This is a genomic window from Pseudomonas sp. NPDC078416 (assembly GCF_050268485.1).
In the GTDB taxonomy this organism is placed as follows: Bacteria; Pseudomonadota; Gammaproteobacteria; order Pseudomonadales; family Pseudomonadaceae; genus Aquipseudomonas.
Genome location: NZ_JBNNGV010000002.1, coordinates 25,571 through 49,518 on the forward strand (window position 1 = coordinate 25,571; position 23,948 = coordinate 49,518).

Consider the following 23,948-nt stretch of genomic DNA (forward strand, 5'->3'; position numbering starts at 1 on the left):
GTTACCAGCCCGCGCGGTACAGATCGGTGAGTTGCCGGAGCATCAGTGCTTCGGCGGCTTCGCGCTCGGCAATGAGCGCCATCCCTTGTCGATGATAGTCGTCCGGATCGATAGGCGGGTGGTCTTCCAGCGCGTTCATGCGCTCGCGCACTGAAGCAGTGGCCAGATCCAGACCGCCCTGGTGCTCCGAGCGCAGCCGCGCATTCCACTGCCGATCCTCGACAGCGAACTGCAGAAACCCCGGCCCGCGCTCGGCTTCCAGTATGTGACGCCGGGCATCCAGCAACGCGCCACGATCAACCGCCGCCAGCCGTTCCCAGGCCATGCGGTAAGGCTGCCCCGGCAGGCCGAGATCGTCCGCCAACCCAATCCGGTAGGCGAGCCTTACCTCGGCATGGTCCACGGGCCGGCCGAGGCTCTCACGCCTGGCTATCTCGGCGTCGGCGATCGCCTGCACCTCGTTGAGCCGAAAGAGCTGGCGAATGACGCCCAGCAACGCCTCCGCACGCTGACCCTCGGCCACCCCGAGCAGCGACCCATGACTGTAAACCGCGACCTGGATGTCACTGAAAATCAGTCGCGCACCGTCCTGGCAGGTTTGACTGGCACCGAACAGGCGGTCATTGGCCATGACCTCAAGCTGGCTGCGCAATGGGGCATCCTGCGCGGCGGTTTCCAGCACGGTCAGCACGTCGCTGGCAAGCTCGGCATGGAACTGGCGGAAGTCAGGGGTCTCCCGCAAACGCTGCAGCAGCACCAACAAATGAGGCGCGTCCGCCGCCTGCTCCACCCGCTCCCATGCCGCCAGCAGCCGCGCGTTCAACACGTCTTCACCTGGCTGTAACCAGTCCTGCGCCGTCGCCTCGGGAACACGCCGGCTGGACCCGGCGCGATGACCGTGGGGCTCGCCGTCGTCGTCCGAGGAATCGGAGTCGGTTTCCATCCGTGCGCCTTCCACGTGAATCTCGCGGATGTCCTCCGGGAAGTCGTAATCCAGCTGATAACGATGGCCGTAGCCGGTGTCGTTGCGCCAGTAAGCTTCCAGTGCCTCGTGGGTGAAAGGGTTGTTGTAGGCGTAAATCACGGTATGCCGGTTGTGATCGGTCGGGTTTTCGATGACCTCGGCGGCGATCTCGGTGATGTGGTTATCGCTGATGTCCAGTTCGTTGAGGGCCAGAGACTGGGTCCATTCAGGCCATTGAGTCAGGCCGGTGTTGTTGATCCACAAGGCTGACAGACGAAGCCGGCTGGTGTCGGTCAGTTCGCCCAGGTAAGTGCCCGCCAGGCTCAATGAGGTGAGCGCCGGAATATCCATCAGCCTGTCCATCACTGGCTGGGCGATCGGCCATGGCATGTTTTCCAGAGACAGGTGCTCCAGATACTGAAGCTGCGGCAGAATGGCGGGCAGCTCAGGCAAACTGCCCTGCACGTTCAGGCGGGTCACATTTGGGAAATTCGCCAGGAAAGCATCGGCAGCAGCGCTGTCCAGTACGACGTTGTTCAGCTCGATCTGGGTGATGCCTGCGTAGAAATCCGGCAATGGCGGCAGCTCCGGAATGGCGACGTGCTCCAGCGTCAGCCAGCGAGGACCCCGGGGCGCCGTATCGTGGCTGTAGCGCCATGCCCGGCCCAACGCGTTGGCCACACGACGCCGCGCCATGCGCTCCCCGTCATTGAGCAGCACGCTCATGTCGTCCGCCTCGGCCCAGGCGATCAGGCTGACGTGCAGTTGATCGTAAGCAGCAATACGGGCACGGGTTGCGGCCAGCAATTGCTCCAGTGGGCGAGCACGTCGCGCCATGCTGCGTACCTGCTCGGGCAATTCCACGCTCTCCGGATAAAGATGGGTCATCGCCTGGAGCAGTTGCTGTTCGGTCGTTCTGCTGCCAGCAGTCGGCACAGGACCACGTCCGCTGAGAGGGTAGCCAATGCGCCCGTCGGGCAAGCGCTGCGGCGGGCTGAAACGTGTTGGAAATGTCCACTCCCCCAGTTGCTCAGCGGTCCATTTCGGTTGCGAGCGGACCCAATCGAAGACCCTGCGCTTCAACGCGCGTACCTGAGTGTCGGCATCGTTCAGCCCCATCACCCGCCGGCTGTCCTCGGGCAGTATCTGCAGGAGAGCGGAAAACAGGCTGCGTGGTTTTTCCGATGAGTCGGCGCCACTTCCCTGAAACCCCTTGTCGCCTCTGACCAGAACCCGTCGTCGCTCGGCGTTTTCGGCGCCAACACTGTCAAGCAATGGACCCGTCGCACTGCCCTCGCGAATCTCGATAACCAGATCGGCGGGCCATCCCGGAAAGGTTGCAAGGCTGCGCAATGTCAGGCGTTGCAGATCGCGGTTGACCGTGCTCGGTGTCAGGAAGAAGCCTTCCAGCGCGCGGCTCATGCGGTTCCGACGCAAGTGAATGCGAACCTTGCCGGCCACGTCCAGCGGGATGCGTTGAGTGTCCGACAGGGCGAGCCTCTGCTCGGCGCTCATTTCTGCAACCAGCGACTGGCCAGCAGACAATGTGAGGGAGGGAAAATCACGCCTGAGCAGGACAATCAGCGGATCGCTCGACTGTTCGCTGGCGCGGTATGCCGCCTCGAATGACTCACTGGACTCAGCCGCCTGCAGACTCAACCGGAACCGCTTGGCCGTGTCGACCAGTTCCGCAGGTGCGGGGAGACGCCCGATGTGCAAGGCCGCCAGGCGTTCCTCGTCCACCCCGCTGACCGCCATGATGCGGCTGACCGCCTTGTCGTCGATGTCCGCGAACTCCGGATGCAGACGGCGCAGGGCCACGCCGACATCGGTCAGGCGCACGCGACCGGCAGCGTCCCGGGCCGGCACACTGCGCGTGATGAAGGACGGCGGCTGCGATGCGGCCGCCTCTGCTGGCATTGCGCCGGCGGCCGCACCGGCGGCACCCAACACCCCCATCAATGCCAGGTTTTGCGCCACACTGCCCAAATGGTCCAACGCCTCATCCATGTCGCCATGGCGCCACGCCTCAATGCCTTCGAAGGTCTCGTCCAGCAATTGCGCACCTGCGACCAACATCATGGTTTCGCCAAGGCCGGGCACGAACAGCGCCGCAATATTCAGCCCGTCCATGCCGTAGTCCAGCCATTCAGCGAGACGTTGATCGCGGGTCTTGCAGTCCTCGTCGTCAGTGGGGACCGCCAGTACGCGAGCGTCGTCCTTCACTTGCAGCATGTGGTGAAGATAGACAACATCACCCAGCGCGCCGCCCACCTCGATGGCTTCCAGATCGAGAAACGCATTCTGATCCACCTCGGAAACGCTGATCAGCTGCCGGTGAAAACCTTTGCCACGGGCGACGCTGTGCAGGACATGGGGCGCCAGTCGCTCGTGAAGACGCTTGAAGAAGGTCGACTTGCTGCGCTCGGGAATGAATCGGTCGAAGTAGCGCTGGTACTCCTCGGAACGCAGTCTGGTCCTCAGTGCCTGGGTGAAGTCTTCCAGCGAGGGATAGGACTGAACCGCGTTATCCGGCTCTCCGGGCAGGTACACCGTGCAGCGTGTCTGCTCACCGAGCTTGAACAGCAACGCACCGCGCAATTTGCAGCCCAGCATCTGCATGGTGCAGACCTCAGCGGCCGGGGCGGTGAAGTCGAACCGCAACAGCGCCTGGTACTGTGCCTCGTCGATCGTCCCCTTGAGGCGCGCGATGTGACAATCGACCCGCAAGGCCAGACGCGCGCGTTCGATGATGCGCGCCTTGACGTCTTTGCTGTCCAGACTGCCGGCCATACCGGGCCGCGCCACGGGATGCAGCACATGACGCAAGTGCCGCTGGTATTGGCCGCCCAGGTCCAGCCGTCGGCACAGCTCGATAAATCGACCGGGACGTACGTTCAAAGGATGCACGCTCGCGTGCGCCGCCAAAGCATCAGGCGAGCCACGAACGATGGCAGAGGCGCTTTCGCGATCAGTTTCCCCGACCTCGGCCGCCTCAAAATTCTGCAACGCGGCCGCCAGCAGCGAATGGGTGCTGGAACCCTGCGGTGCAGCCCGCCCCGTCAGCCCGTCGCGCTGGAATCGAGCATGGAAGAAATGGTCACGATCAACATCGAGACCCGGCCCGAATTCGGCGTCGAGGGCCTGGGTCAGCAACGGGCGGGCAAATGCCGGCAGGTCCTGAATAGGCTGCAGCACCTGATTGAGGTCTTCTCGAGCGGCCTGGGCCAGGGTCATGTCCTGGCGCAGGGCATCGCGCATGGCCGGCGTGGCTTGGATGAACCAATGTGGGAGTGTGTTCTGAATGAATGTGGAAGTGAGAGCCTGTCTGGCGGTGTTCATCTTACGTCCTTGTTTTTGCGTGTGATCAAAGGCGCACAGATAAACAGGAACGAGCCCGCAAAGTGGCATACATATGTAGTGCACGGCCCACCGGACGCTGGAGTAACATCGCCACCTTGCCTGCTCCGAGCCGAACATGACCATCACTGCCCCCACCCCGATCGCCGATGCCCAGATCGCCCACGCCCAGATTGACTGGGACGACCACGGCAATCCGCATTCACGGGTGTTCTCCGACGTTTATTTCTCGACCGAATCGGGTCTGGACGAAACCCGCCATGTGTTCCTGATCCAGAACGAGCTGCCCGAGCGCTTTGCTGCTTTACCGGCGGGCGGTCGACTGGTGATCGGCGAAACCGGTTTTGGTACCGGGCTGAATTTCCTGTGTGCCTGGCAGCTGTTCAACGCCAACGCAGTGGCAGACGCCCGCCTGCATTTCGTCAGCGTCGAGAAATACCCGCTGAGCCGTGCTGATCTTCAGCGCGCATTAGGTTTGTGGCCCGAGCTCAAGGCGCTGGCGGATCAGCTGCTGGGCCGATATGTGGCGGTGCATCAGGGCTTCCAGCGATTGGTGTTCGATGGCGGCCGCGTCACGCTGACGCTGCTGATCGGCGACGCGCTGGACATGCTGCCGCAGCTGGACGGGCAGATCGACGCCTGGTTTCTCGACGGTTTCGCGCCTGCGAAAAACCCGGAAATGTGGACGCCCGAGCTGTTCGCCGAGCTGGCGCGGCTGGCGGCACCGGGCTCGACCATCGGCACCTTTACCAGCACGGGCTGGGTGCGCCGGTCGATGAACGCAGCCGGTTTCAAAATGAAGCGCGTGCCGGGGATCGGTCACAAGTGGGAAGTGCTTAAAGGCCGCTTCATCGGCTGGCCTGAAGACGTGCCAACGCCTCCGCCCATCAAGCCCTGGTTTGCCCGGCCCCGATCAATGCCCCGCTCACCTGACACCCCTCGCACAGCATTGGTGATTGGTGCGGGGCTGGCCGGGTGCGCCACGGCGGCGAGCCTGGCAGCACGCGGTTGGCACGTCAGTCTGCTGGAGCGCCATGGGGATCTGGCGCAAGAAGCATCGGGCAATCCGCAAGGCGTGCTCTACCTGAAGCTGTCGGCCCATGGCACTGCGTTGTCGCAACTGATCCTGAGCGGATTCGGTCACACCCGACGCTTGCTGGAGCGCCTGCAACGGGGCATCGACTGGGACGACTGCGGCGTGCTGCAGCTGGCCTTCGACGACAAAGAGCAAGCACGTCAGGCGCAACTGGCTGCGGCGTTCCCCGACGATCTGCTGCATGTGCTGGACCGGGCTGACGCCGAGTCACGGGCCGGTGTCGTGTTGAAAAGCGGCGGCCTGTTTTACCCTCAAGGCGGCTGGGTGCATCCGCCAGCGCTGTGTCGCGATCAGGCAAGCGCGAGCCACATTCAACTGCTGCCCCACAATGATGTCGTCGAGCTACGGCGCGAAGGCGGGCTGTGGCAGGCCTGGGATGGCGAGCGCCTGCTGGCCTCGGCTCCCGTGGTGGTGCTGGCGGGCGCAGCCGAGATCAAACGCTTTCCCGCCACCGCGGACCTGCCACTCAAGCGTATTCGAGGACAAATCACCCGACTGGTTGCGACCCCCGAAAGCCAGGCCTTGACGACTGTCGTCTGCGCCGAGGGTTACGTGGCGCCCGCGCGCGGCGGCGAACACACGCTGGGCGCAAGCTTCGCCTTCAACAGCGATGATCTGACGCCGAGTACGGCTGAACATCTCGGCAATCTCGAACTGCTGCAGGAAATCTCCGAGGACCTGACCGAGCGGCTGAACGCCAACGATTTGCCCGCCGAAGACCTGCAGGGGCGCGCCGCATTTCGCTGCACCAGCCCTGATTACCTGCCCATCGTCGGACCGCTGGCGGACCGGGAGGCATTCCTTGAGACGTACGCCGTGCTGCGCAAGGACGCGCGCCAGACGCCGGATACCGAATGCCCATGGCTCGACGGCCTGTATGTGAACAGCGGTCACGGCTCTCGCGGCCTGATCACTGCGCCACTGTCCGGCGAACTGATCGCCGCCTGGCTGGATGAGGAACCACTGCCGCTGCCGCGAAGTGTGGCCGAGGCCTGTCACCCCAACCGGTTCGCGCTGCGCAGGTTGATTCGCGGGAAGTAGAAAAACCTGCGGCATCGGATGGCCAGGCGCCCGTCGCCACTATTCGACGCAACTTCTTCGTCCTGCCGAAGATCCACTGTTTCGCCAGCTACATCGGCTCCGGCCAAACCGTTATCCTCCAGACCATCCCTTCAATCAGGTGCGTGTCGATGCTGCAAGTCCAGGGTGTGTTCAAGAGCTATGCCACGGCCCAGGGCCCATTGGCCGTTTTGCGTGGCGCGGACCTGCACCTGGATCAGGGTGGCAGTCTGGCGTTGATGGGTGAGTCGGGCAGCGGCAAGAGCACGCTTTTGCATCTGGTGGCCGGGCTGGACCAGGTGGACAAAGGCAGCATCGAGGTTGCGGGGCAGCGTCTCGATCAGATGAACGAAGCGCAACTGGCTAACTGGCGGCGCACGGAAATCGGTCTGGTGTTCCAGCAGTTCAACCTTATCGGCAGCCTGAAGGTCGAAGACAACTTGGCATTTCAGGCGCGTCTGGCCGGGCGCTACCAGCCTCAATGGCAGGCCGAACTCACTGAGCGGCTGGGCCTGGGCTCGCTGCTCAAGCGCTACCCCGAACAACTGTCGGGCGGCCAGCAGCAGCGCGTTGCGATTGGCCGCGCCCTTGCCTCGCGCCCCGGGCTGCTGCTGGCCGACGAACCTACGGGCAACCTCGACGAAGCCACCAGCGATGAAGTGCTGCAACTGTTGCTTGACCTTCTGGCCGACAGCACCACCAGCCTCTTGATGGTGACCCACAGCCCGAGGGTGGCCGCGCGATTGCAGCGTCAGGCCGTGTTGCACCTGGGTCGTCTGGTCAGCGAAGGCGAACGCTGAGATGTCCGTCTTCTACTGGACGTTGAAAGCGCTGCTGAGCCACTGGCGGCGCCATCCCGTGCAGTTTTTCAGCGTGCTGACCGGCCTGTGGCTGGCAACCAGCCTGCTGACCGGCGTGCAGGCGCTGAACAGCGAGGCCCGTGAAAGCTACGCCAAGGCCAGCCAGATGATCGGCGGCGAGCCGCAGAAGATCCTGGTCTCGCCCAACGGCGCCAATTTTTCCCAGGACCTGTTCGTGACCCTGCGCCGGGCCGGATGGCCGGTCTCTCCTGCTCTGCGTGGTCGCGTCACCCTCAAGGAGGCGCCGGAGCAGCGTCTGACCGTGCTGGGCATCGAGCCGGTCTCGTTGCCGGTGAACACCGCCCTGGCCGGGCAATCCCTGGACACCGCGCAGATCGTCGACTTCTTCACCCCTCCCGGGACCACCTGGATCTCGCCGCAGACACTCGCCGCCCTCGGGCTGCATGAAGGCCAGCAGCCGGTCATCGACTCCGGCAAAGTCCTGCCGCCGTTGCGTGCAAAAACCGATATGGCGCCGGGCGTGCTGCTCATGGACATCGGTTTCGCCCAGCAACTGCTCAACCAGCCGAGTCAGATCTCGCGGCTGGTGTTGCCCAAGGACTTTGCCGATAACGCTCCCGCCCTGCCGGCCGAGCTGAACGGCGAGCTGGTGCTGCGCAAAAGCGGCGAAGACAACGACTTGGGCAGGCTCACCGAGAGCTTCCACCTGAACCTCGACGCGCTGGGTTTCCTGTCGTTTGTGGTCGGGCTGTTCATCGTCCACGCCGCCATTGGTCTCGCGCTGGAACAGCGTCGCGGGCTGCTGCGCAACCTGCGCGCCTGCGGGGTCAGCGCACGTGGGTTGATGGTGAGTCTGGTGGTCGAGCTCGGCGTGCTGGCCTTGCTCGGCGGCATCGCCGGCGTCATCAGTGGTTACTGGCTGGCGAGCGCACTGTTGCCCGATGTCGCGGCGAGTCTGCGCGGGCTGTACGGCGCTGAAGTCGCCGGGCACCTTAATCTGAGTGTCTGGTGGTGGCTGAGCGGATTGGGCGTCAGTTTGCTGGGTGCGTTTCTTGCGGGAGCCAGCAGCCTGTTGCGCGCCGCGCGCCTGCCCTTGCTGGCGCTGGCCAACGCACAGGCATGGCATGAAACCCACGCCAGATGGCTACGACGCCAGGGCTGGGTCGCCGGGATTTCAGCGCTGATCGCGGTGTTGGCCGGGCTGTTTGGCGACAGCCTGGCGCTGGGCTTCGTGTTGATGGCGAGTCTATTGCTGAGCGCGGCGCTGGGCCTGCCGGTGCTGCTTAACCTGCTGCTCGACGCACTGTTGGGCAGGAGCCGTTCGGTGCTCGGTCAGTGGTTTCTCGCTGACTGCCGCCAGCAATTACCGGCCCTGAGCCTGGCGCTCATGGCCTTGCTACTGGCGATGGCGGCAAACATCGGCGCGGGCAGCATGACGTCGGGTTTCCGCCAGACCTTCACCCACTGGCTGGAGCAACGCCTCAGCGCCGAGCTGTACATCAATCCGCAGAATCCGGCTCAAGCCGCGCCGCTGCAGCAGTGGCTAAGTCAGCAACCGCTGACATCGGCGGTGCTGCCCAACTGGCAAGTCTCGCTGCAGCTGCACGGCTGGCCGGCCGAGCTGTATGGCGTGATCGATCATCCGCACTACCGCCAGCACTGGCCGCTACTGGAATCGGCGAGTGGCGATGCCTGGAAGCAACTGGCGCAGGAAGACACCCTGATGCTCAGTGAACAACTGGCCCGCCGCCTGGACGTCAGCGTCGGCGATGAAGTGAAACTGCCCGCGCCGGACGGGCCGTGGCCGCTGCGCGTCGTTGGCATTTATGCCGATTACGGCAATCCCAAGGGCCATGTTCTGGTGAATGCGGACCACCTGCTCAAGCACTGGCCTCAGCTGACCCCCAACCGCTTTAATCTGCGCATCGATCCCAAAGCCATCCCGCAACTGCTGCGCGTGCTGCACAACAAATTCACCATCGACGACAACCGCATCGTCGATCAGATTCAGCTCAAGGCCTGGTCGCAACAGGTGTTTGAACGCACCTTCGCCGCCACGGCCGCGTTGAACAGCCTGACGTTGATGGTGGCAGGTGTGGCGCTGTTCATCAGCCTGCTGACCCAGAGCCAGAGCCGTCTCGCGCAACTGGCACCGCTGTGGGCGCTGGGCGTGACGCGGCGGCAATTGATGTTGCTCAATCTGGCGCAGACCTGGCTGTTGGCGGTGCTAACGCTGGTGCTGGCGATTCCGCTGGGACTGTTGCTGGCCTGGTGTCTGGACGCCGTCATCAACGTGCAAGCCTTTGGTTGGCGCCTGCCGCTGCAAGTGTTCCCGATGCAGCTGTTGCGCCTGACGCTGCTGGCGATGCTTGCCACACTTCTGGCCTCGGCATGGCCGCTTTACCGTTTGTACCGCACTCGCCCCGCTGACTTGCTGAGGACTTTCGCCAATGAAGGTTAAGGCCCTGATCCTGCTCGTTGGCCTGTTGCTCGTCACGCTGCTGAGCGGCTGCGACAACAAACCGGAGGAAGAAAAAGGCTTCGCCGGCCTTGCCGACGATGCCTCGAATTACGCGCAGGTAACGCCGCACAAGCGTTTCGTGTTTCCCGACGATCACGGCCCCCACGATGATTTCCGTATCGAGTGGTGGTACGTCACCGCCAATCTCAAGGATGCCGACGGCCAGTCGTTTGGCGTGCAATGGACCCTGTTTCGCAATGCCCTCCCCCGCGCGAAAGGGCTGCAAGGCGATGGGTCTGGCTGGAATAACCGCAATCTGTGGATGGGCCACGCTGCCGTGACGTCCCAGGACGATCATTTCGCCGCGGAACGTTATGCCCGAGGCGGCGTGCAGCAAGCTGGGGTGACGCTGGCGCCTTTCGCGGCCTGGATCGATGACTGGTCCTTCACCAGCCAATCAGCCACCGATGACCCGCTGGCGGACATGCAGTTGCAGGCCAGCAGTCCGCAGTTCAACTATCACCTGCACCTGAAAGCCACGAAGCCCTCGGTGCTGCAAGGTAATCAAGGTTTCAGTCAGAAGTCCGAGCAGGGCCAGGCGTCGTACTACTACAGCCAGCCGTTTTTTCAGGCGGACGGCAGCATCGAGATCGACGGCAAAACCTATCAGGTGTCCGGGCCTGCATGGCTGGACCGTGAGTGGAGCAGCCAGCCGCTCACCGATAACCAGACGGGCTGGGACTGGTTCTCGCTGCATCTGGGGGATGGCGCCGAAGTCATGCTGTATCGCATGCGGCAAAAGGACGGCGAGCCATACCTGACCGGGACCTGGATCAACGCCGACGGCAGCACTGAACCACTGGCGGCGAAGGACATAGAACTGACACCGGAAGACACCACTGACGTTGAAGGCCGCGACATGCCCACACGATGGTCGGTGAAAATACCGTCCAAAGCCGTGGACATTGCCGTCGAAGCGCTTAACCCACAGGCGTGGATGAACTTGCAGATTCCTTATTGGGAGGGGCCGGTCACCCTGAGCGGTAGCCATGAGGGCGTGGGGTATCTGGAGATGACAGGGTACTAAGGCGGAAAGATTCAGGGTCGGCTCGGTGGCGCCCAGCCAGCTCCCCCTGCGCAGCTCTGCGGCTACTGATACGCCGCCGCGACGGACTCCAATAATCATCTAAAGTTTCCTGACGGCTGCCGATAAACAAAGAATCGGACAGTGAACCCGATATCACCAACCCCGTCAGGCCAGGACGCCTGCTTCAATAGCGTCTGGAGCCTTGATGTCTACTCTAAGCTTGAAAGATATGCAGCTGGATCTCGAAGATTCTGCCGCTTACTTTGACTCTCTGTCGCAATTTCTCGAAGGTCACGCCATCTACCTGAAGGCTCAAAGGGTTGTGTGCCGACAAGAGGACCTCATGCTTCTCGAAAGTCACGCCGGCAACCTCGCCAACTCGGTGAGGTACATCAAAACCGCGGCTTTACGGATCGCCAACCGCTCGCGTTAACGCCGGCGAGATAGGCGCTTCCCGAACGTTACGTAGGCAGCGCATCTTGACCTTGTGAGCAAGTCGACATCCCACGGAAACGCCGTCGGGGTTTAAAAAGCTCAGCCCCACTTCCCTCGCTTGCAATGTTTTTATTGAACGATCCAGTCCCACTGGCACTCGATAAAGCTAGGCCGCTGACGGCAGCGCGCCCTGATCATGTGTTCTCGCCGAAAGGAAGCGGGCTCGTGTCAGGGCTGTATATCCGCGCCGGGACAGAGCCAGAACGTTACTGGCTGAGTGCATTGCGCAGGCTCGGGATCAGACAGCGCAGGATGTACGACACGCGCCATACGTACGCAACCATGTGCCTGATGTCCGGAATGAACCCGGCATTCATCGCCGCGCAATCCCAGTAACGCCAAACACGCCGAAAACATAAAGGGTTTAGGACGAATGTGCGGATTAGCTGGCGAACTACGCTTTGACAATCAACCTGCGGATCTCGCCGCAGTAGAACGTATCACCCACCATCTCGCGGCTCGCGGCCCGGATGCGTGGGGGTTTCACAGCCAGGGGCCGGTCGCCCTCGGCCACCGTCGTTTGAAAATCATGGACCTGTCGGACGGCTCGGCGCAGCCGATGATCGACAGCCATCTGGGCCTGTCCCTGGCCTTCAACGGCGCCATCTACAACTTCCCGGAACTGCGTGCCGAGCTCGAAAGCCTTGGCTACCAGTTTCACTCCGGCGGCGACACCGAAGTGCTGCTCAAGGGCTACCACGCCTGGGGCGCAGACATGCTGCCCAAGCTCAACGGCATGTTCGCGTTCGCCATTTGGGAGCGCGACAACAGAAGCCTGTTCATTGCCCGCGACCGTCTTGGTGTAAAGCCGCTGTACCTGTCGCGCACCGACAAGCGCCTGCGTTTCGCTTCCGCGCTGCCCGCCCTGCTGAAAGGCGGCGACATCAGCCCGATGCTCGACCCGGTCGCGCTCAATCATTATCTGAACTTCCACGCCGTGGTGCCTGCACCCCGCACCCTGCTGGCGGGTGTTGAAAAACTGCCGCCGGCGTCGTGGATGCGTGTGAGTGCCGAAGGCAAGGTCGAGCAGAAAGTCTGGTGGACGCTGCCCTACGGCCCACGCGCCGACGAAGCGAATCTGACCCTCGAAGACTGGCGCGATCGTGTGCTCGACAGCACGCGCGAAGCCGTTGCCATCCGTCAACGCGCTGCGGTGGACGTTGGCGTGCTGCTGTCCGGCGGCGTTGACTCGAGCATGCTCGTCGGCTTGCTGCGTGAAGTCGGCGTGAAGGATCTGTCGACCTTCTCCATCGGTTTCCAGGATGCGGGCGGCGAACGCGGCGATGAATTCCAGTATTCGGATCTGATCGCCAAACACTACGGCACGAATCATCATCAACTGCGTATCCAGGAAAGCGAAATCATCGAGCAATTGCCCGCCGCCTTCCGTGCGATGAGCGAGCCGATGGTCAGCCATGACTGCATCGCGTTTTATCTGCTGTCCCGCGAAGTGGCCAAGCACTGCAAGGTGGTGCAGAGCGGTCAGGGCGCGGACGAGCTGTTCGCCGGTTACCACTGGTACCCGCAAGTGGACGGCGCCAGCGACCCCTATGCCGCCTATCGCGATGCGTTCTTCGATCGCAGTTACAACGAATATGCCGCGACCGTTGCGCCGAAGTGGCTGACGGCGAATGACGCAGCCGGTGATTTCGTGCGCGAGCACTTCGCGATGCCGGGCGCTGATGCGGCAGTCGACAAGGCCCTGCGCCTGGACAGCACGGTCATGCTGGTGGATGACCCGGTCAAACGCGTGGACAACATGACCATGGCCTGGGGCCTCGAAGCGCGCACCCCATTCCTCGACTACCGACTGGTCGAGCTGTCGGCACGGGTTCCGGGCCGCTTCAAGTTGCCCGACGGCGGCAAGCAAGTGCTCAAGGAAGCGGCGCGTCTGGTGATCCCGTCCGAAGTCATCGACCGCAAGAAAGGCTATTTCCCGGTGCCGGGCCTCAAGCATCTGGAAGGCGACACGCTGAACTGGGTCCGCGATCTGCTGCTCGATCCGAGCCAGGACCGTGGCCTGTTCAACCCGGTCATGCTCGACAAACTGCTCACCGATCCACAGGGTCAACTGACGCCCCTGCGCGGCTCAAAGCTGTGGCAGCTTGCGGCGCTGAACCTGTGGCTCAGCGAACAAGGACTCTGACCCATGAAAGCCAACGCTTCGATTCACAACCAGCGCTTGTTGCGCGGCCAGACGCCGTCGTACGAGCGCTTGCAGGCTCGCCTTGCCGAAGACGGCAGCACGCCTGAGACAGAACCGCTGGCTCTGCATTGCGGCTGGGGACGGCTGCTGATTGGCCACACCTATCCTGACCCGGCCTCCCTCGCTCAGGAGTTGCTCAACGAAAAGCAAGGCGAGCGCGATATCGCCTTGTACGTCGCCGCACCGCAACAGGTGCTGGCGCAATCGCCACAACAGTTGTTCCTCGATCCGTCGGACACACTGCGGCTGTGGTTCAGCGATTACCGCCCGGCCCAGCGCGTGTTCCGTGGTTTCAGGATTCGCCGGGCACAAAGCGAGACCGACTGGACGGCGATCAACAATCTGTACATCGCCCGTGGCATGTTGCCGATTGATCCCCATCTGCTGACCCCGCGCCATCAGGGCGGCCCGGTTTACTGGATCGCCGAAGACGAGACCACACAGGCCGTGATCGGCAGCGTGATGGGCTTGAATCACCAGAAGGCGTTTAACGATCCCGAAAATGGCAGCAGCCTGTGGTGCTTGGCGGTTGATCCGCAGTGCACACGGCCTGGCGTCGGCGAAGTGCTGGTGCGTCATCTGGTCGAGCACTTCCAGAGCCGGGGTCTGGCGTATCTGGATCTGTCGGTGCTGCATGACAATGATCAGGCGAAAAGCCTGTACGCCAAACTGGGATTTCGCAACCTGCCGACCTTCGCCATCAAGCGTAAAAACGGCATCAACGAGAAACTGTTTCTCGGCCCCGGTCCGCAGGCGAACTTCAACCCCTACGCCCGGATCATCGTCGACGAAGCCCACCGGCGCGGCATTGAAGTGCAGGTGGATGACGCCGAAGCGGGACTGTTCACGTTGATTCATGGCAGTCGCCGCGTGCGTTGCCGCGAGTCGTTGAGCGACCTGACCACCGCCGTCAGCATGACGCTGTGCCAGGACAAACGCATGACCCAGAAGACGCTCAAGGCGGCAGGTCTGGAAGTGCCGGTGCAGCAACTGGCCGGCAATGGCGACGACAACCTGGCGTTTCTCGAAGAACACCAGAGCGTCGTGGTCAAGCCGGTCGATGGCGAACAAGGTCAGGGCGTGGCGGTCGATCTGCGCACCATCGAAGATGTCCAGGCGGCGGTCGAACGTGCTCGCCAGTTCGACAGCCGTGTGCTGCTCGAGAGCTTCCACGAAGGGCTCGACCTGCGCATCGTCGTGATCGGTTTTGAAGTGGTCGCTGCCGCGATTCGTCGTCCGGCCGAAATCATCGGCGATGGCCGTCACACCGTCGGTCAACTGATCGAGGCGCAAAGCCGGCGTCGGTCTGCGGCCACGGGTGGCGAGAGCAAGATCCCGGTGGACGATGAAACCCGCCGCACCGTTGAAGACGCCGGCTTCAGCTTCGACAGCGTGTTACCGGCCGATCAGCGTCTAGCCGTGAGGCGCACCGCGAACCTGCACACCGGCGGCTGCCTGGAAGACGTCACCGCCATTCTTCACCCGGTGTTGAAGGACGCCGCCGTGAGAGCCGCCCGCGCCCTCGACATCCCGGTGGTCGGTCTGGACCTGATGGTCCCCGCCGCCGATCAGCCGGAGTATGTGTTTATCGAAGCGAACGAGCGCTGCGGCCTGGCCAACCACGAGCCACAACCGACGGCCGAGCGTTTTGTCGATCTGTTGTTTCCCCACAGCCAGCCTGCCCATGGCTAAGGCGCAATCCCTGTAGCCGTGAGCTTGCTCGCGGCCGGTCTGGCCGAACGATGCATTCGTTGCCACCGGATCGAAGCCGCGCGCGAGCCCGCTGACAGTCCACTTTGCGTCACACAATGAGGTTCCTATGACGACTGCAAACATCCATGAACCGGATCTGAATTACCTGCAGAAAGTCCTGCTGGAAATGCTCGCAATCCCGAGCCCTACCGGTTTTACCGACACCATCGTGCGCTACGTCGCCGAGCGCCTGGAAGAACTGGGCATTCCGTTCGAACTGACCCGTCGTGGCACCATCCGCGCCACGTTGAAAGGCAAACAGAACAGCCCCGATCGCGCCGTCTCCGCGCACCTGGACACCATCGGTGCCAGCGTTCGTGAAGTCAAAGACAACGGCCGACTGGGACTGGCCCCGGTCGGTTGCTGGTCCAGCCGCTTTGCCGAAGGCAGCCGCGTCAGCGTGTTTACCGACAATGGCGTGATTCGTGGCAGCGTGCTGCCGTTGATGGCGTCCGGGCACGCGTTCAATACGGCCGTCGACACCATGCCCATCAGTTGGGATCACGTGGAAGTGCGCCTGGACGCGTACAGCGCGACCCGTGCGGATTGCGAATCGGTGGGCATCAACATCGGCGACTTCGTGGCGTTTGACCCGTTGCCCGAGTTCACCGACAGCGGGCACATCAGCGCTCGCCATCTGGACGACAAGGCCGGCGTCGCCGCCCTGCTCGCGGCCCTTAAAGCCATCGTCGACAGCGGCGTCGAGCCCCTGATCGACTGCCACCCGCTGTTCACCATTACCGAAGAAACCGGCAGCGGCGCTGCGGGCAGCCTGCCGTGGGACGTCAGCGAGTTCGTCGGTATCGACATCGCGCCCGTTGCGCCCGGTCAGCACTCCAGTGAACACGCGGTCAGCGTGGCGATGCAGGATTCCGGCGGCCCCTACGACTATCACCTGTCGCGCCATTTGCTGCGCCTGGGCGAGCAAAACGATTTGTCCGTACGCCGCGATCTGTTCCGCTATTACTACAGCGACGCGCATTCGGCGATCACGGCCGGTTACGACACCCGCACCGCCCTGCTGGCGTTCGGCTGCGACGCGACCCATGGTTATGAACGAACGCACATCGACAGCCTGAGCACGCTGAGCCGTCTGCTCACCGCCTACATCATGAGCCCGCCGGTGTTTGCCAGCGACGCACATCCGTCCAACGCGTCGCTGGAAAATTTCAGCCACCAGCTGGAGCACGATGCGCAGATGGAAAGCGACACTCGGGTGCCGCCGGTGGATACGTTGGTGGGGCAGCGGTAGCCTGCCCGCGCGGGGCGCGATAGCATCGCCGCCCCGTGTACTTTTTGTGATGGCCGAGAAACCTATGCTGATCCCCTACGACCAACTCGAAGCCGACACCCTGACGCGCCTGATCGAGGACTTCGTGACCCGCGATGGCACTGACAACGGCGACGACACGCCGCTAGAAACCCGCGTGTTGCGGGTACGCCATGCGTTGAGCAAGGGGCAGGCGGTGATTTTCTTCGACATGGACAGTCAGCAATGTCAACTGATGCTCAAGCACGAAGTGCCCAAGGAATATTTCGAGGAATAGGCCCCCTGCGCCCACAACCAGGCCGGGATGGCGACTGAAGTTGACTCACCTGCCCGGTCCCCGGTTGGCCAGGTTCTGCAGCCGTGAGGCGATTCGTCGAATAACTTCTGTCCGATGAATTCGGACGCTTTGCGGCGCATCAATTCCCAGGCGCACCTCATTGCCGGAGATGCCCAGCACCCTCAGGGTGATGTCATCGGCAATATTGAAGGTCTCGCCGACTTCCCGCGTCAATACCAGCATACGTCCTGCTCCTTGGCTGTAACCGAGGAAGCAGGTTGACGCTCAGGTCCCGGCGCTTCAATGCGCCAGCGCAAAATCAGTAACGCCCTTCAACCCTTCAAGAACATGGCTGACAGACGCTTCCTACGCGCCCGGGCATTTCCGGCCTGGACGTCCGAGAAAGGTGTGTTGGACGTCAGTTTTGCCCAGAGCGACGTGTGATCAGGCGGCAGACCAACGCGGGCCGAACAGAATGATGGTGGCACCGATGACGCAGAAGCCGACGCCGATCCAGTCCGATGTCAGCGGGCGGACACGTTCAATAACGCCTAGCCAGGCAATGGAAGCAATGACGTAAATACCACCGTACGCCGCGTACGCGCGCCCGGCATACGTGGCTTCGACCCTGGTCAACAGGACGGCGAACAGTGTCAGGCTGATCAGCGCGGGAATGACCCACAGCGCGCTCTTGCCTTGGCGCAGCCACATCCAGAAGGCATAACACCCGGCGATCTCGAACAAGGCAGCAAGGAAAAACCACAGGTAATTGAGCACGATGAGCCTCATCCAGGGGAGCCGGAAAGTGCCGGCAACCCTATCAGAAAATCCCGCGGCGAACGCCTTGATCAGCTCCCGGACTTCGCCTTGGCGCGCATTTTCTCCGCCATGTTGGCCATCTCGTCGTACAGCAACTGGGGATTTTTCTGCTTGAGTTGCCAGGCCATTCGCCCTTGCTCATGGGGCAGGATCATGAATTCGCCGCTGGCGACCTGCTGGTAGATGTAATCGGCGATATCCGTGGCGCTGATCGGCGAACTTTCCAGCAGCTTGCCGACCTGGGCTTTCATCGCCGGCGTGGGTCCGCGAAAGGAATCCAGCAAGTTGGTCTGGAAGAACGACGGACACACCACATGCACGCCGATTTCCTGCTGGCGCAGCTCGATCAGCAGGCTCTCCGACAGCGCGACCACGCCCGCCTTGGCGACGTTGTAATTGCTCATCGCCGGCCCCTGCATCAACGCCGCCATGGAGGCGATGTTGATGATCTTGCCCTTGCTCTGCTCCAGCAGCGGCAAAAACGCCTTGCAGCCTTTGACGACCCCCATCAAATTGATCGCGATTTGCCAGTCCCAATCCTCAAGGGACAATTCGCCAAAGAACCCGCCAGAAGCGACGCCGGCGTTATTGACGATCACATCAATGCCGCCGAATTTCTGCTCGCAGGCCTGGGCGAACGCGGTGAGCTGGCTGTAGTCCCGAACGTCACAGCGCTGTACGAAACCGTCCCCACCTGCTTCGCGCACCAGGCGCAGGGTTTCCTGAAGGCCGCTGTCACTGACATCCGACAGCGCCAGCTGCCAACCTTCGCGCGCCCAGCGCAGCGCGATCTCTCGTCCCAGCCCGGACCCTGCGCCGGTGATCATGATGCGATTGTGCATAGCAGACGCCTTGTCGGTTACGAATAAGTCGCTAGAGTGTAAACAGGAGGATTGTCCGACAAACCCTTCATCAGGTCGCTGAATATGGGAGGCAAACCGATGCCTTGGAGGCCTTATCACTCTTTTGGATGTATTTAGCCAGTTGGGTGTTTGATGGGCAGCGCGTTATATCGAACTTGGCGACCCGTTAGTTACAGCTTGGTTCCACACCAGACAGGGTACTTTTTTGCGCATTTTTTAATCAGAATTTGAAGCACCCAAGTTTTCTGCTAAACGCGTATGCCTATGGTTTTTTTTGTTTTTGCTTGGAGATGTTAATTTTTATTTCTTCCGTTCAGAACCTTTTGATTAGTCCGACAGTCGGATCCATCAAGCAGCACAATGATTAGCCGTAGAGGCAACCTCTTGAACTGCATAGCCATCTTCCAAGAACACTAGAAGGAACTCGTCATGGGCATCGGCACAATTCTGATCATCATCCTTATCCTGCTGTTGGTCGGCGGACTTCCGGTATTTCCGCACTCCCGCAGCTGGGGCTACGGTCCGTCGGGCATCATCGGTACGATCCTGGTGATCCTGCTGATATTGGTGTTGCTGGGCAGGATTTAACTGCCAGGCAGGCATTAAAAAAAACCGTGCTTAGGCGCGGTTTTTTTTTGTGTTTATTTAAGGGTGGATCTGCCTGGGGGCAGATTGTTTCGCCTTCGGCGACTTACTTTTGAAAAGCACCAAAAGTAAGCAAAAGTCCCTGCTCTCGGTTGGGCCCGACTGCGTCGGGTTCCCTCACTCCGACGACGCTCCGTGGGCCCGCGCCGAACGGACATCCATGTCCTCACGGCGCTCTCGCGGCATCCATGCCGCTCGGCCCACTCTGCGTCGTCTGCGTTCGGCCTGCACCCAAGTCGCGATTGGCGGTGTTTGGACTTTTCGCGTACGAAGATCAAAAGCAACAACAAAAGCAACGGCTTCCCGGCTGAAGCCGGTCCCACTGACTGCGCGCCCCTCGACTGTAGGAGCCGGCTTGCTGGCGAACGAGGGGTATCTGACACGAAGATACCATTGGGTATTAAGGAATTCAGGGGAGTGAGGGCTTACAGCAATCGAACAGGACGTTCTGAGGAAGCTAGGGCGTTACGCCCTAGCAGATAGCAGTTATCACTTTTTCTTTTTTGCAGGCTTGTCGGCTTTTTCTGCCTTGTCTGACTTCTTGGCCTTCTCTGGCTTGCTATCAGCTTTCTTTGCAGCTTTCTTGGGCTCAACCGCTTTCTTGGTGTCTTTCTTGGCGTCTTTCTTTTCAGAAGACTTAGAAAGCGTCGAGGCCGCCGCTGATTTCTTTTCTGGAGAGGACTTTTTGTCCTTCAAATCCTTGCTGGCTTTCGAAGCGTCACCTTTGGTTTTCTTGTCGTCTTTAGCCACGTTAACCACCTCTCGAAGAGTGCCGGTATTAGCACAAGGCCTGTGGGAATCTCCACACGCTAATCATTAGGCGAACCGGCTTAAAAGCGGTTCAATCTTTTTAAGGCCCGAACGCATAAATGACATCTGCCTCAGATTCATCCTCGCCTGAAACGCCGGTTCGCCAGCAAGCCGGCTCCTACAGTGAGTGCGCGTGCAGTCATTGGGACCGGCTTCAGCCATTGCCATTGCCGTCGCTTTTGATCTTCATACACAAAAAGCCCAGACACCGCCTAACGCGACTTGGGCGCAGGCCGAACGTAGACGATGCGCAGTGGGTCGAGCCGCAGGGATGCGGCGAGAGCGCCGTCAGGACATGGATGTCCGTTCGGCGCGGGCCCACGGAGCATCGTCGAAGTAAGGGAACCCGACGAAGTCGGGCCTAGCCAGGAGCAAGCACCCTTGGTTACTTGGGGATGGTGCGACTTTCGACTTTTCCAAGTAACTCGCCGAAGGCGAAACAGTCTGCCCCAGGCAGACGCTCTTGATCTTGACCTTAAACGCTTTTAAAACAAAAACGCCCCGAATAATCGGGGCGTTTTCGCTAAGCACTACCTCAAATCAATGCGACACCGCACCACTGGCCCCCAGGCCCGTCTGCGAACGCACAAACTGCGGGAAGAACAACGCACGCTCACCTTCCGCCGCCTTCGACTTATCCGTAATCGAGAAAAACCAGATCCCGACAAACGCAATCGCAATCGAAAACAACGCCGGATACTCGTACGGGAAAATCGCCTTCTCATGATGCAGAATCTGCACCCAGATGGTCGGCCCGAGCACCATCAGCACCACGGCACTGATCAACCCCATCCAGCCACCGATCATCGCGCCGCGAGTGGTCAGGTTCTTCCAGTACATCGAAAGCAACAACACCGGGAAGTTACAGCTCGCCGCAATCGAGAACGCCAGGCCCACCATGAACGCAATGTTCTGACTCTCGAACGCGATACCCAACCCTATCGCCACCACCGCCAACGCAACCGTGGTGTATTTCGACACACGGATCTCGTCTTTCTCGTTGGCCTTGCCCGCCTTGATCACACTGGCATACAAGTCGTGGGACACCGCCGATGCACCGGCCAGCGTCAGACCCGCCACCACAGCAAGGATGGTCGCGAATGCCACCGCCGAGATAAAACCCAGGAACAGACTGCCACCGACCGCATCGGCCAGGTGAACCGCTGCCATGTTGTTGCCGCCGAGCAACGCGCCCGCCGCGTCCTTGAAAGCCGGATTGGTGCTGACCAGCAGGATCGCGCCAAAACCGATGATGAAGGTCAGGATGTAGAAGTAGCCGATGAACCCGGTCGCGTAGAGCACCGACTTACGGGCTTCCTTCGCATCACTCACGGTGAAGAAGCGCATCAGGATGTGTGGCAGGCCCGCGGTGCCGAACATCAGCGCCAGACCCAGCGAGAACGCCGAGATCGGGTCTTTCACCAGACCGCCCGGGCTCATGATCGCCTCACCTTTGGGGTGAACCTTCACCGCTTCCGAGAACAGCACGTTGAAGTCGAAGTTGACGTGCTTCATCACCATCAACGCCATGAACGACGCACCGGAGAGCAGCATCACCGCCTTGATGATTTGTACCCACGTGGTCGCCAGCATGCCGCCGAACAGCACGTAGAGGCACATCAGGATACCGACGAGTACTACCGCCACCGCATAGTCCAGACCGAACAGCAGCTGGATCAGCTTGCCGGCACCGACCATCTGCGCGATCAGGTAGAACGCCACCACCACCAGCGAACCGCAGGCGGACAAGGTACGGATTTCCTTCTGCTTCAGGCGATAGGACGCCACGTCAGCGAAGGTGTACTTGCCCAGGTTACGCAGGCGCTCAGCGATCAGGAACAGGATGATCGGCCAGCCCACAAGGAAGCCGATGGAGTAGATCAGACCGTCGTAGCCGGAGGTGTACACCAGCGCGGAAATCCCCAGGAAGGACGCCGCCGACATGTAGTCACCGGCGATGGCCAGACCGTTCTGGAAACCGGTGATCTTGCCGCCTGCCGAGTAATAGTCCGACGCTGTCTTGTTCTTTTTCGACGCCCAGTAGGTGATGTACAGGGTGAAACCGACGAAGACCACAAACATGATGATCGCCGACACGTTCAACGGTTGCTTCTGCACCGCACCGGTCAGCGCTTCGGCTGCCCAGAGTGTTGGTGCGAAAGCCGCAAGGCCGAAGGCCGCAAGCAGGCGCCGGATCATTGCTGTGCCTCCTTCAGGATCGCGTTGTTCAGGTCATCGAATTCACCGTTTGCGCGGCGAACATAGATGGCGGTCAGAATAAACGCGGACAGAATCAGCCCGACCCCGATCGGCATGCCCCAGGTGATGGTGGATGTGGCGCTGAGTTTAGCGCCGAGAATATGAGGCCCATACGCAATCAAAAGGATGAATGCGGCGTAAAGCCCAAGCATGATTGCCGAGAGAATCCAGGCGAATCGTTCCCTTTTCGAGACCAGCTCCTTGAAGCGCGGGCTGTTCTGAATCGAGAGGTAAATGCTGTCGTTCATTGTTTTTGTCCTCGCAGCACAGATGGATGTCACGGTTTGCACTTTAGTCCGCTCTGCGTTGCACTCCAGACGACCTTAGTATTAGAACGACATTAGTTGATGTTCGAAGGATTGCCTCTTTTACGCGCTGTTGATTGCGCAGTGGGGTGAAGGCAACAAAAAACCGCCTGGCGATGGCTCGCCAGGCGGTTAGGTACGATGTTAAATCTTTGTGACCGATTACTTGCCGGTCCACTCCTTGACGCGATCCGGGTGCTTGGCGACCCAGTCCTTGGCCGCCGCTTCAGGCTTGGCGCCGTCCTGGATGGCGAGCATGACTTCGCCGATTTCATCCTTGTTGGTCCACTGGAATTTCTTCAGGAAATCCGCCACGTCCGGGGCCTTCTTCGCCAGGTCCAGGCTGCCGATGTTGTCGACGGTTTCAGCCGCACCGTAAACGCCCTTCGGGTCTTCGAGGAACTTCAGCTTCCACTTCGCGAACATCCAGTGCGGCACCCAGCCGGTGACAGCAATGGATTCCTTCTTGTTTTCGGCGCGGGTCAGCTCGGCGATCATGCCGGCGCCGGAACTGGCCTGCAGCTTGTAACCGTCCAGGCCGTAATCCTTGATCGCCTGATCGGTCTTGATCATCACGCCTGAACCGGCGTCGATGCCGACGATTTTCTTCTTGAAGGATTCGTCGGTCTTGAGGTCCGCCACCGAGTTGGCTTTCACGTACTCAGGCACGATCAGGCCGATTTTCGCGTCCTTGAAGTTGGGGCCGTAGTCGGTGACCTTGTCCTTGTTCTTGGTCCAGTACTCGCCGTGGGTCACGGGCAGCCAGGCAGACAGCATCATGTCCAGTTTGCCGGTGGCGACGCCCTGCCACATGATCCCGGCCGCAACGGCCTGCAGCTTCACCGGGTAACCCAGTTTCTGCTTGATCACCTCGGCGGCGACGTTGGTGGTGGCAACACTGTCGGACCAGCCATCGACGTAACCGATGCTCAGCTCGGGTTTGGCGTCGGCGTGGGCCAGGGTGGAACTGATGGCCAGTGCCAGCGCGGCACCGACACCCAGGATTTTTCGCATCGTCATTTTCACTTCCCCGGTAGTCCAGAACCCGACAGCGGTCGGGCGTCGTTAACGTTCTTATAACGTCGCACTCGCGCCCTGGTTCGGGGCAAGCAACGCGTTTCACGCTTTCACCACGTGCCTGCGCAGACGCAATCGCTGCGTGGACGATTGATCATCAACCCCCACACACCTTGTGCCTTTCCTGCCAGCGACACCCAGCCACCCGGTAAACGACATCACCGCGCCATCAACGACAGACAGGTCGTAAAGCGCCTAGCGATTCGTCCGGAAATTGCATGGTTTGCAAAAGCGCTGAGAGGACGGGTTGTGTAGGAGCGTGGCTTGTCCCGCGATCTGGCGCGCAGCGGCAGCAATGCAATGCAATGAATACGGTGTGTCA

General features: G+C 61.2%; 19 protein-coding genes. 11 read left to right on the forward strand and 8 right to left on the reverse strand.

The window, feature by feature from the left end; all coding sequences use genetic code 11:
• Window position 1 precedes the first annotated feature (1 nt).
• Window positions 2–4,306: an NEL-type E3 ubiquitin ligase domain-containing protein gene (locus tag ACQKEN_RS04020; protein ID WP_427683852.1), complete on the reverse strand. Its 4,305-nt coding sequence runs from the start codon at window positions 4,304–4,306 to the stop codon at window positions 2–4.
• Window positions 4,307–4,442: 136 nt separating this feature from the next.
• Here ACQKEN_RS04020 and mnmC point away from each other — a divergent pair, with 136 nt between their 5' ends.
• The 9 genes from mnmC to ACQKEN_RS04065 all read left to right on the forward strand — a co-directional run bounded on the left by mnmC (window position 4,443) and on the right by ACQKEN_RS04065 (window position 16,848).
• The gene (gene mnmC, locus ACQKEN_RS04025) at window positions 4,443–6,461 is read left to right on the forward strand and encodes a bifunctional tRNA (5-methylaminomethyl-2-thiouridine)(34)-methyltransferase MnmD/FAD-dependent 5-carboxymethylaminomethyl-2-thiouridine(34) oxidoreductase MnmC (protein WP_427683854.1); all 2,019 of its coding nucleotides are present in this window, start codon (window positions 4,443–4,445) and stop codon (window positions 6,459–6,461) included.
• Window positions 6,462–6,610: 149 nt separating this feature from the next.
• On the forward strand, window positions 6,611–7,279 hold the full coding sequence (locus ACQKEN_RS04030) for an ABC transporter ATP-binding protein (RefSeq protein ID WP_427683856.1): 669 nt from the start codon (window positions 6,611–6,613) through the stop codon (window positions 7,277–7,279).
• A 1-nt stretch (window position 7,280) separates the two neighbouring features.
• The gene (locus ACQKEN_RS04035) at window positions 7,281–9,761 is read left to right on the forward strand and encodes an ABC transporter permease (RefSeq protein ID WP_427683858.1); all 2,481 of its coding nucleotides are present in this window, start codon (window positions 7,281–7,283) and stop codon (window positions 9,759–9,761) included.
• Window positions 9,751–10,848, forward strand: coding sequence for a lipocalin-like domain-containing protein (locus ACQKEN_RS04040; RefSeq protein WP_427683860.1), 1,098 nt, complete (start codon window positions 9,751–9,753; stop codon window positions 10,846–10,848). The genes ACQKEN_RS04035 and ACQKEN_RS04040 overlap by 11 nt, the downstream gene beginning before the upstream one ends.
• Window positions 10,849–11,053: 205 nt before the next feature.
• Complete coding sequence (locus ACQKEN_RS04045; protein ID WP_122537513.1) at window positions 11,054–11,281, forward strand: hypothetical protein; 228 nt, start codon at window positions 11,054–11,056, stop codon at window positions 11,279–11,281.
• A gap of 435 nt (window positions 11,282–11,716) precedes the next feature.
• Window positions 11,717–13,489 (forward strand): N-acetylglutaminylglutamine amidotransferase, encoded by a 1,773-nt coding sequence (locus ACQKEN_RS04050; protein WP_427683862.1) that lies wholly within the window; start codon window positions 11,717–11,719, stop codon window positions 13,487–13,489.
• A gap of 3 nt (window positions 13,490–13,492) precedes the next feature.
• On the forward strand, window positions 13,493–15,241 hold the full coding sequence (gene ngg, locus ACQKEN_RS04055) for an N-acetylglutaminylglutamine synthetase (protein ID WP_427683864.1): 1,749 nt from the start codon (window positions 13,493–13,495) through the stop codon (window positions 15,239–15,241).
• Window positions 15,242–15,368: 127 nt separating this feature from the next.
• Window positions 15,369–16,553 carry an osmoprotectant NAGGN system M42 family peptidase gene (locus ACQKEN_RS04060; RefSeq protein WP_133773168.1) on the forward strand — a complete coding sequence of 395 codons (1,185 nt, stop codon included), beginning with the start codon at window positions 15,369–15,371 and terminating at the stop codon, window positions 16,551–16,553.
• Between the two features lie 64 nt (window positions 16,554–16,617).
• Complete coding sequence (locus ACQKEN_RS04065; protein ID WP_065986890.1) at window positions 16,618–16,848, forward strand: YheU family protein; 231 nt, start codon at window positions 16,618–16,620, stop codon at window positions 16,846–16,848.
• Between the two features lie 45 nt (window positions 16,849–16,893).
• On the opposite strand, the gene csrA is transcribed toward ACQKEN_RS04065, so the two are convergent.
• Window positions 16,894–17,091 carry a carbon storage regulator CsrA gene (gene csrA / locus ACQKEN_RS04070; protein ID WP_427683865.1) on the reverse strand — a complete coding sequence of 66 codons (198 nt, stop codon included), beginning with the start codon at window positions 17,089–17,091 and terminating at the stop codon, window positions 16,894–16,896.
• A 60-nt stretch (window positions 17,092–17,151) separates the two neighbouring features.
• Here csrA and ACQKEN_RS04075 point away from each other — a divergent pair, with 60 nt between their 5' ends.
• Window positions 17,152–17,292, forward strand: coding sequence for a hypothetical protein (locus tag ACQKEN_RS04075; RefSeq protein ID WP_427683867.1), 141 nt, complete (start codon window positions 17,152–17,154; stop codon window positions 17,290–17,292).
• Here ACQKEN_RS04075 and ACQKEN_RS04080 read toward each other — a convergent pair whose 3' ends face one another.
• Entirely contained in the window at window positions 17,293–17,625 is a 333-nt protein-coding gene (locus ACQKEN_RS04080; RefSeq protein ID WP_427683869.1) for a YnfA family protein, read from the reverse strand.
• Window positions 17,626–17,696: 71 nt separating this feature from the next.
• Window positions 17,697–18,509: an SDR family oxidoreductase gene (locus ACQKEN_RS04085; RefSeq protein WP_427683871.1), complete on the reverse strand. Its 813-nt coding sequence runs from the start codon at window positions 18,507–18,509 to the stop codon at window positions 17,697–17,699.
• Window positions 18,510–18,959: 450 nt separating this feature from the next.
• On the opposite strand from ACQKEN_RS04085, the gene ACQKEN_RS04090 reads away from it, so the two are divergent.
• Window positions 18,960–19,118 (forward strand): DUF3309 family protein, encoded by a 159-nt coding sequence (locus ACQKEN_RS04090; RefSeq protein WP_020290439.1) that lies wholly within the window; start codon window positions 18,960–18,962, stop codon window positions 19,116–19,118.
• A gap of 546 nt (window positions 19,119–19,664) precedes the next feature.
• On the opposite strand, the gene ACQKEN_RS04095 is transcribed toward ACQKEN_RS04090, so the two are convergent.
• The 4 genes from ACQKEN_RS04095 to ACQKEN_RS04110 all read right to left on the reverse strand — a co-directional run bounded on the left by ACQKEN_RS04095 (window position 19,665) and on the right by ACQKEN_RS04110 (window position 23,569).
• Entirely contained in the window at window positions 19,665–19,934 is a 270-nt protein-coding gene (locus tag ACQKEN_RS04095) for a hypothetical protein (protein WP_427683873.1), read from the reverse strand.
• Between the two features lie 591 nt (window positions 19,935–20,525).
• Window positions 20,526–22,184: a cation acetate symporter gene (locus ACQKEN_RS04100; RefSeq protein ID WP_427683875.1), complete on the reverse strand. Its 1,659-nt coding sequence runs from the start codon at window positions 22,182–22,184 to the stop codon at window positions 20,526–20,528.
• Window positions 22,181–22,492: a DUF485 domain-containing protein gene (locus tag ACQKEN_RS04105; RefSeq protein WP_427683876.1), complete on the reverse strand. Its 312-nt coding sequence runs from the start codon at window positions 22,490–22,492 to the stop codon at window positions 22,181–22,183. Before ACQKEN_RS04105 ends, ACQKEN_RS04100 begins: the two co-directional genes overlap by 4 nt.
• A gap of 219 nt (window positions 22,493–22,711) precedes the next feature.
• Window positions 22,712–23,569, reverse strand: coding sequence for a glycine betaine ABC transporter substrate-binding protein (locus ACQKEN_RS04110; RefSeq protein WP_427683878.1), 858 nt, complete (start codon window positions 23,567–23,569; stop codon window positions 22,712–22,714).
• Window positions 23,570–23,948 lie beyond the last annotated feature (379 nt).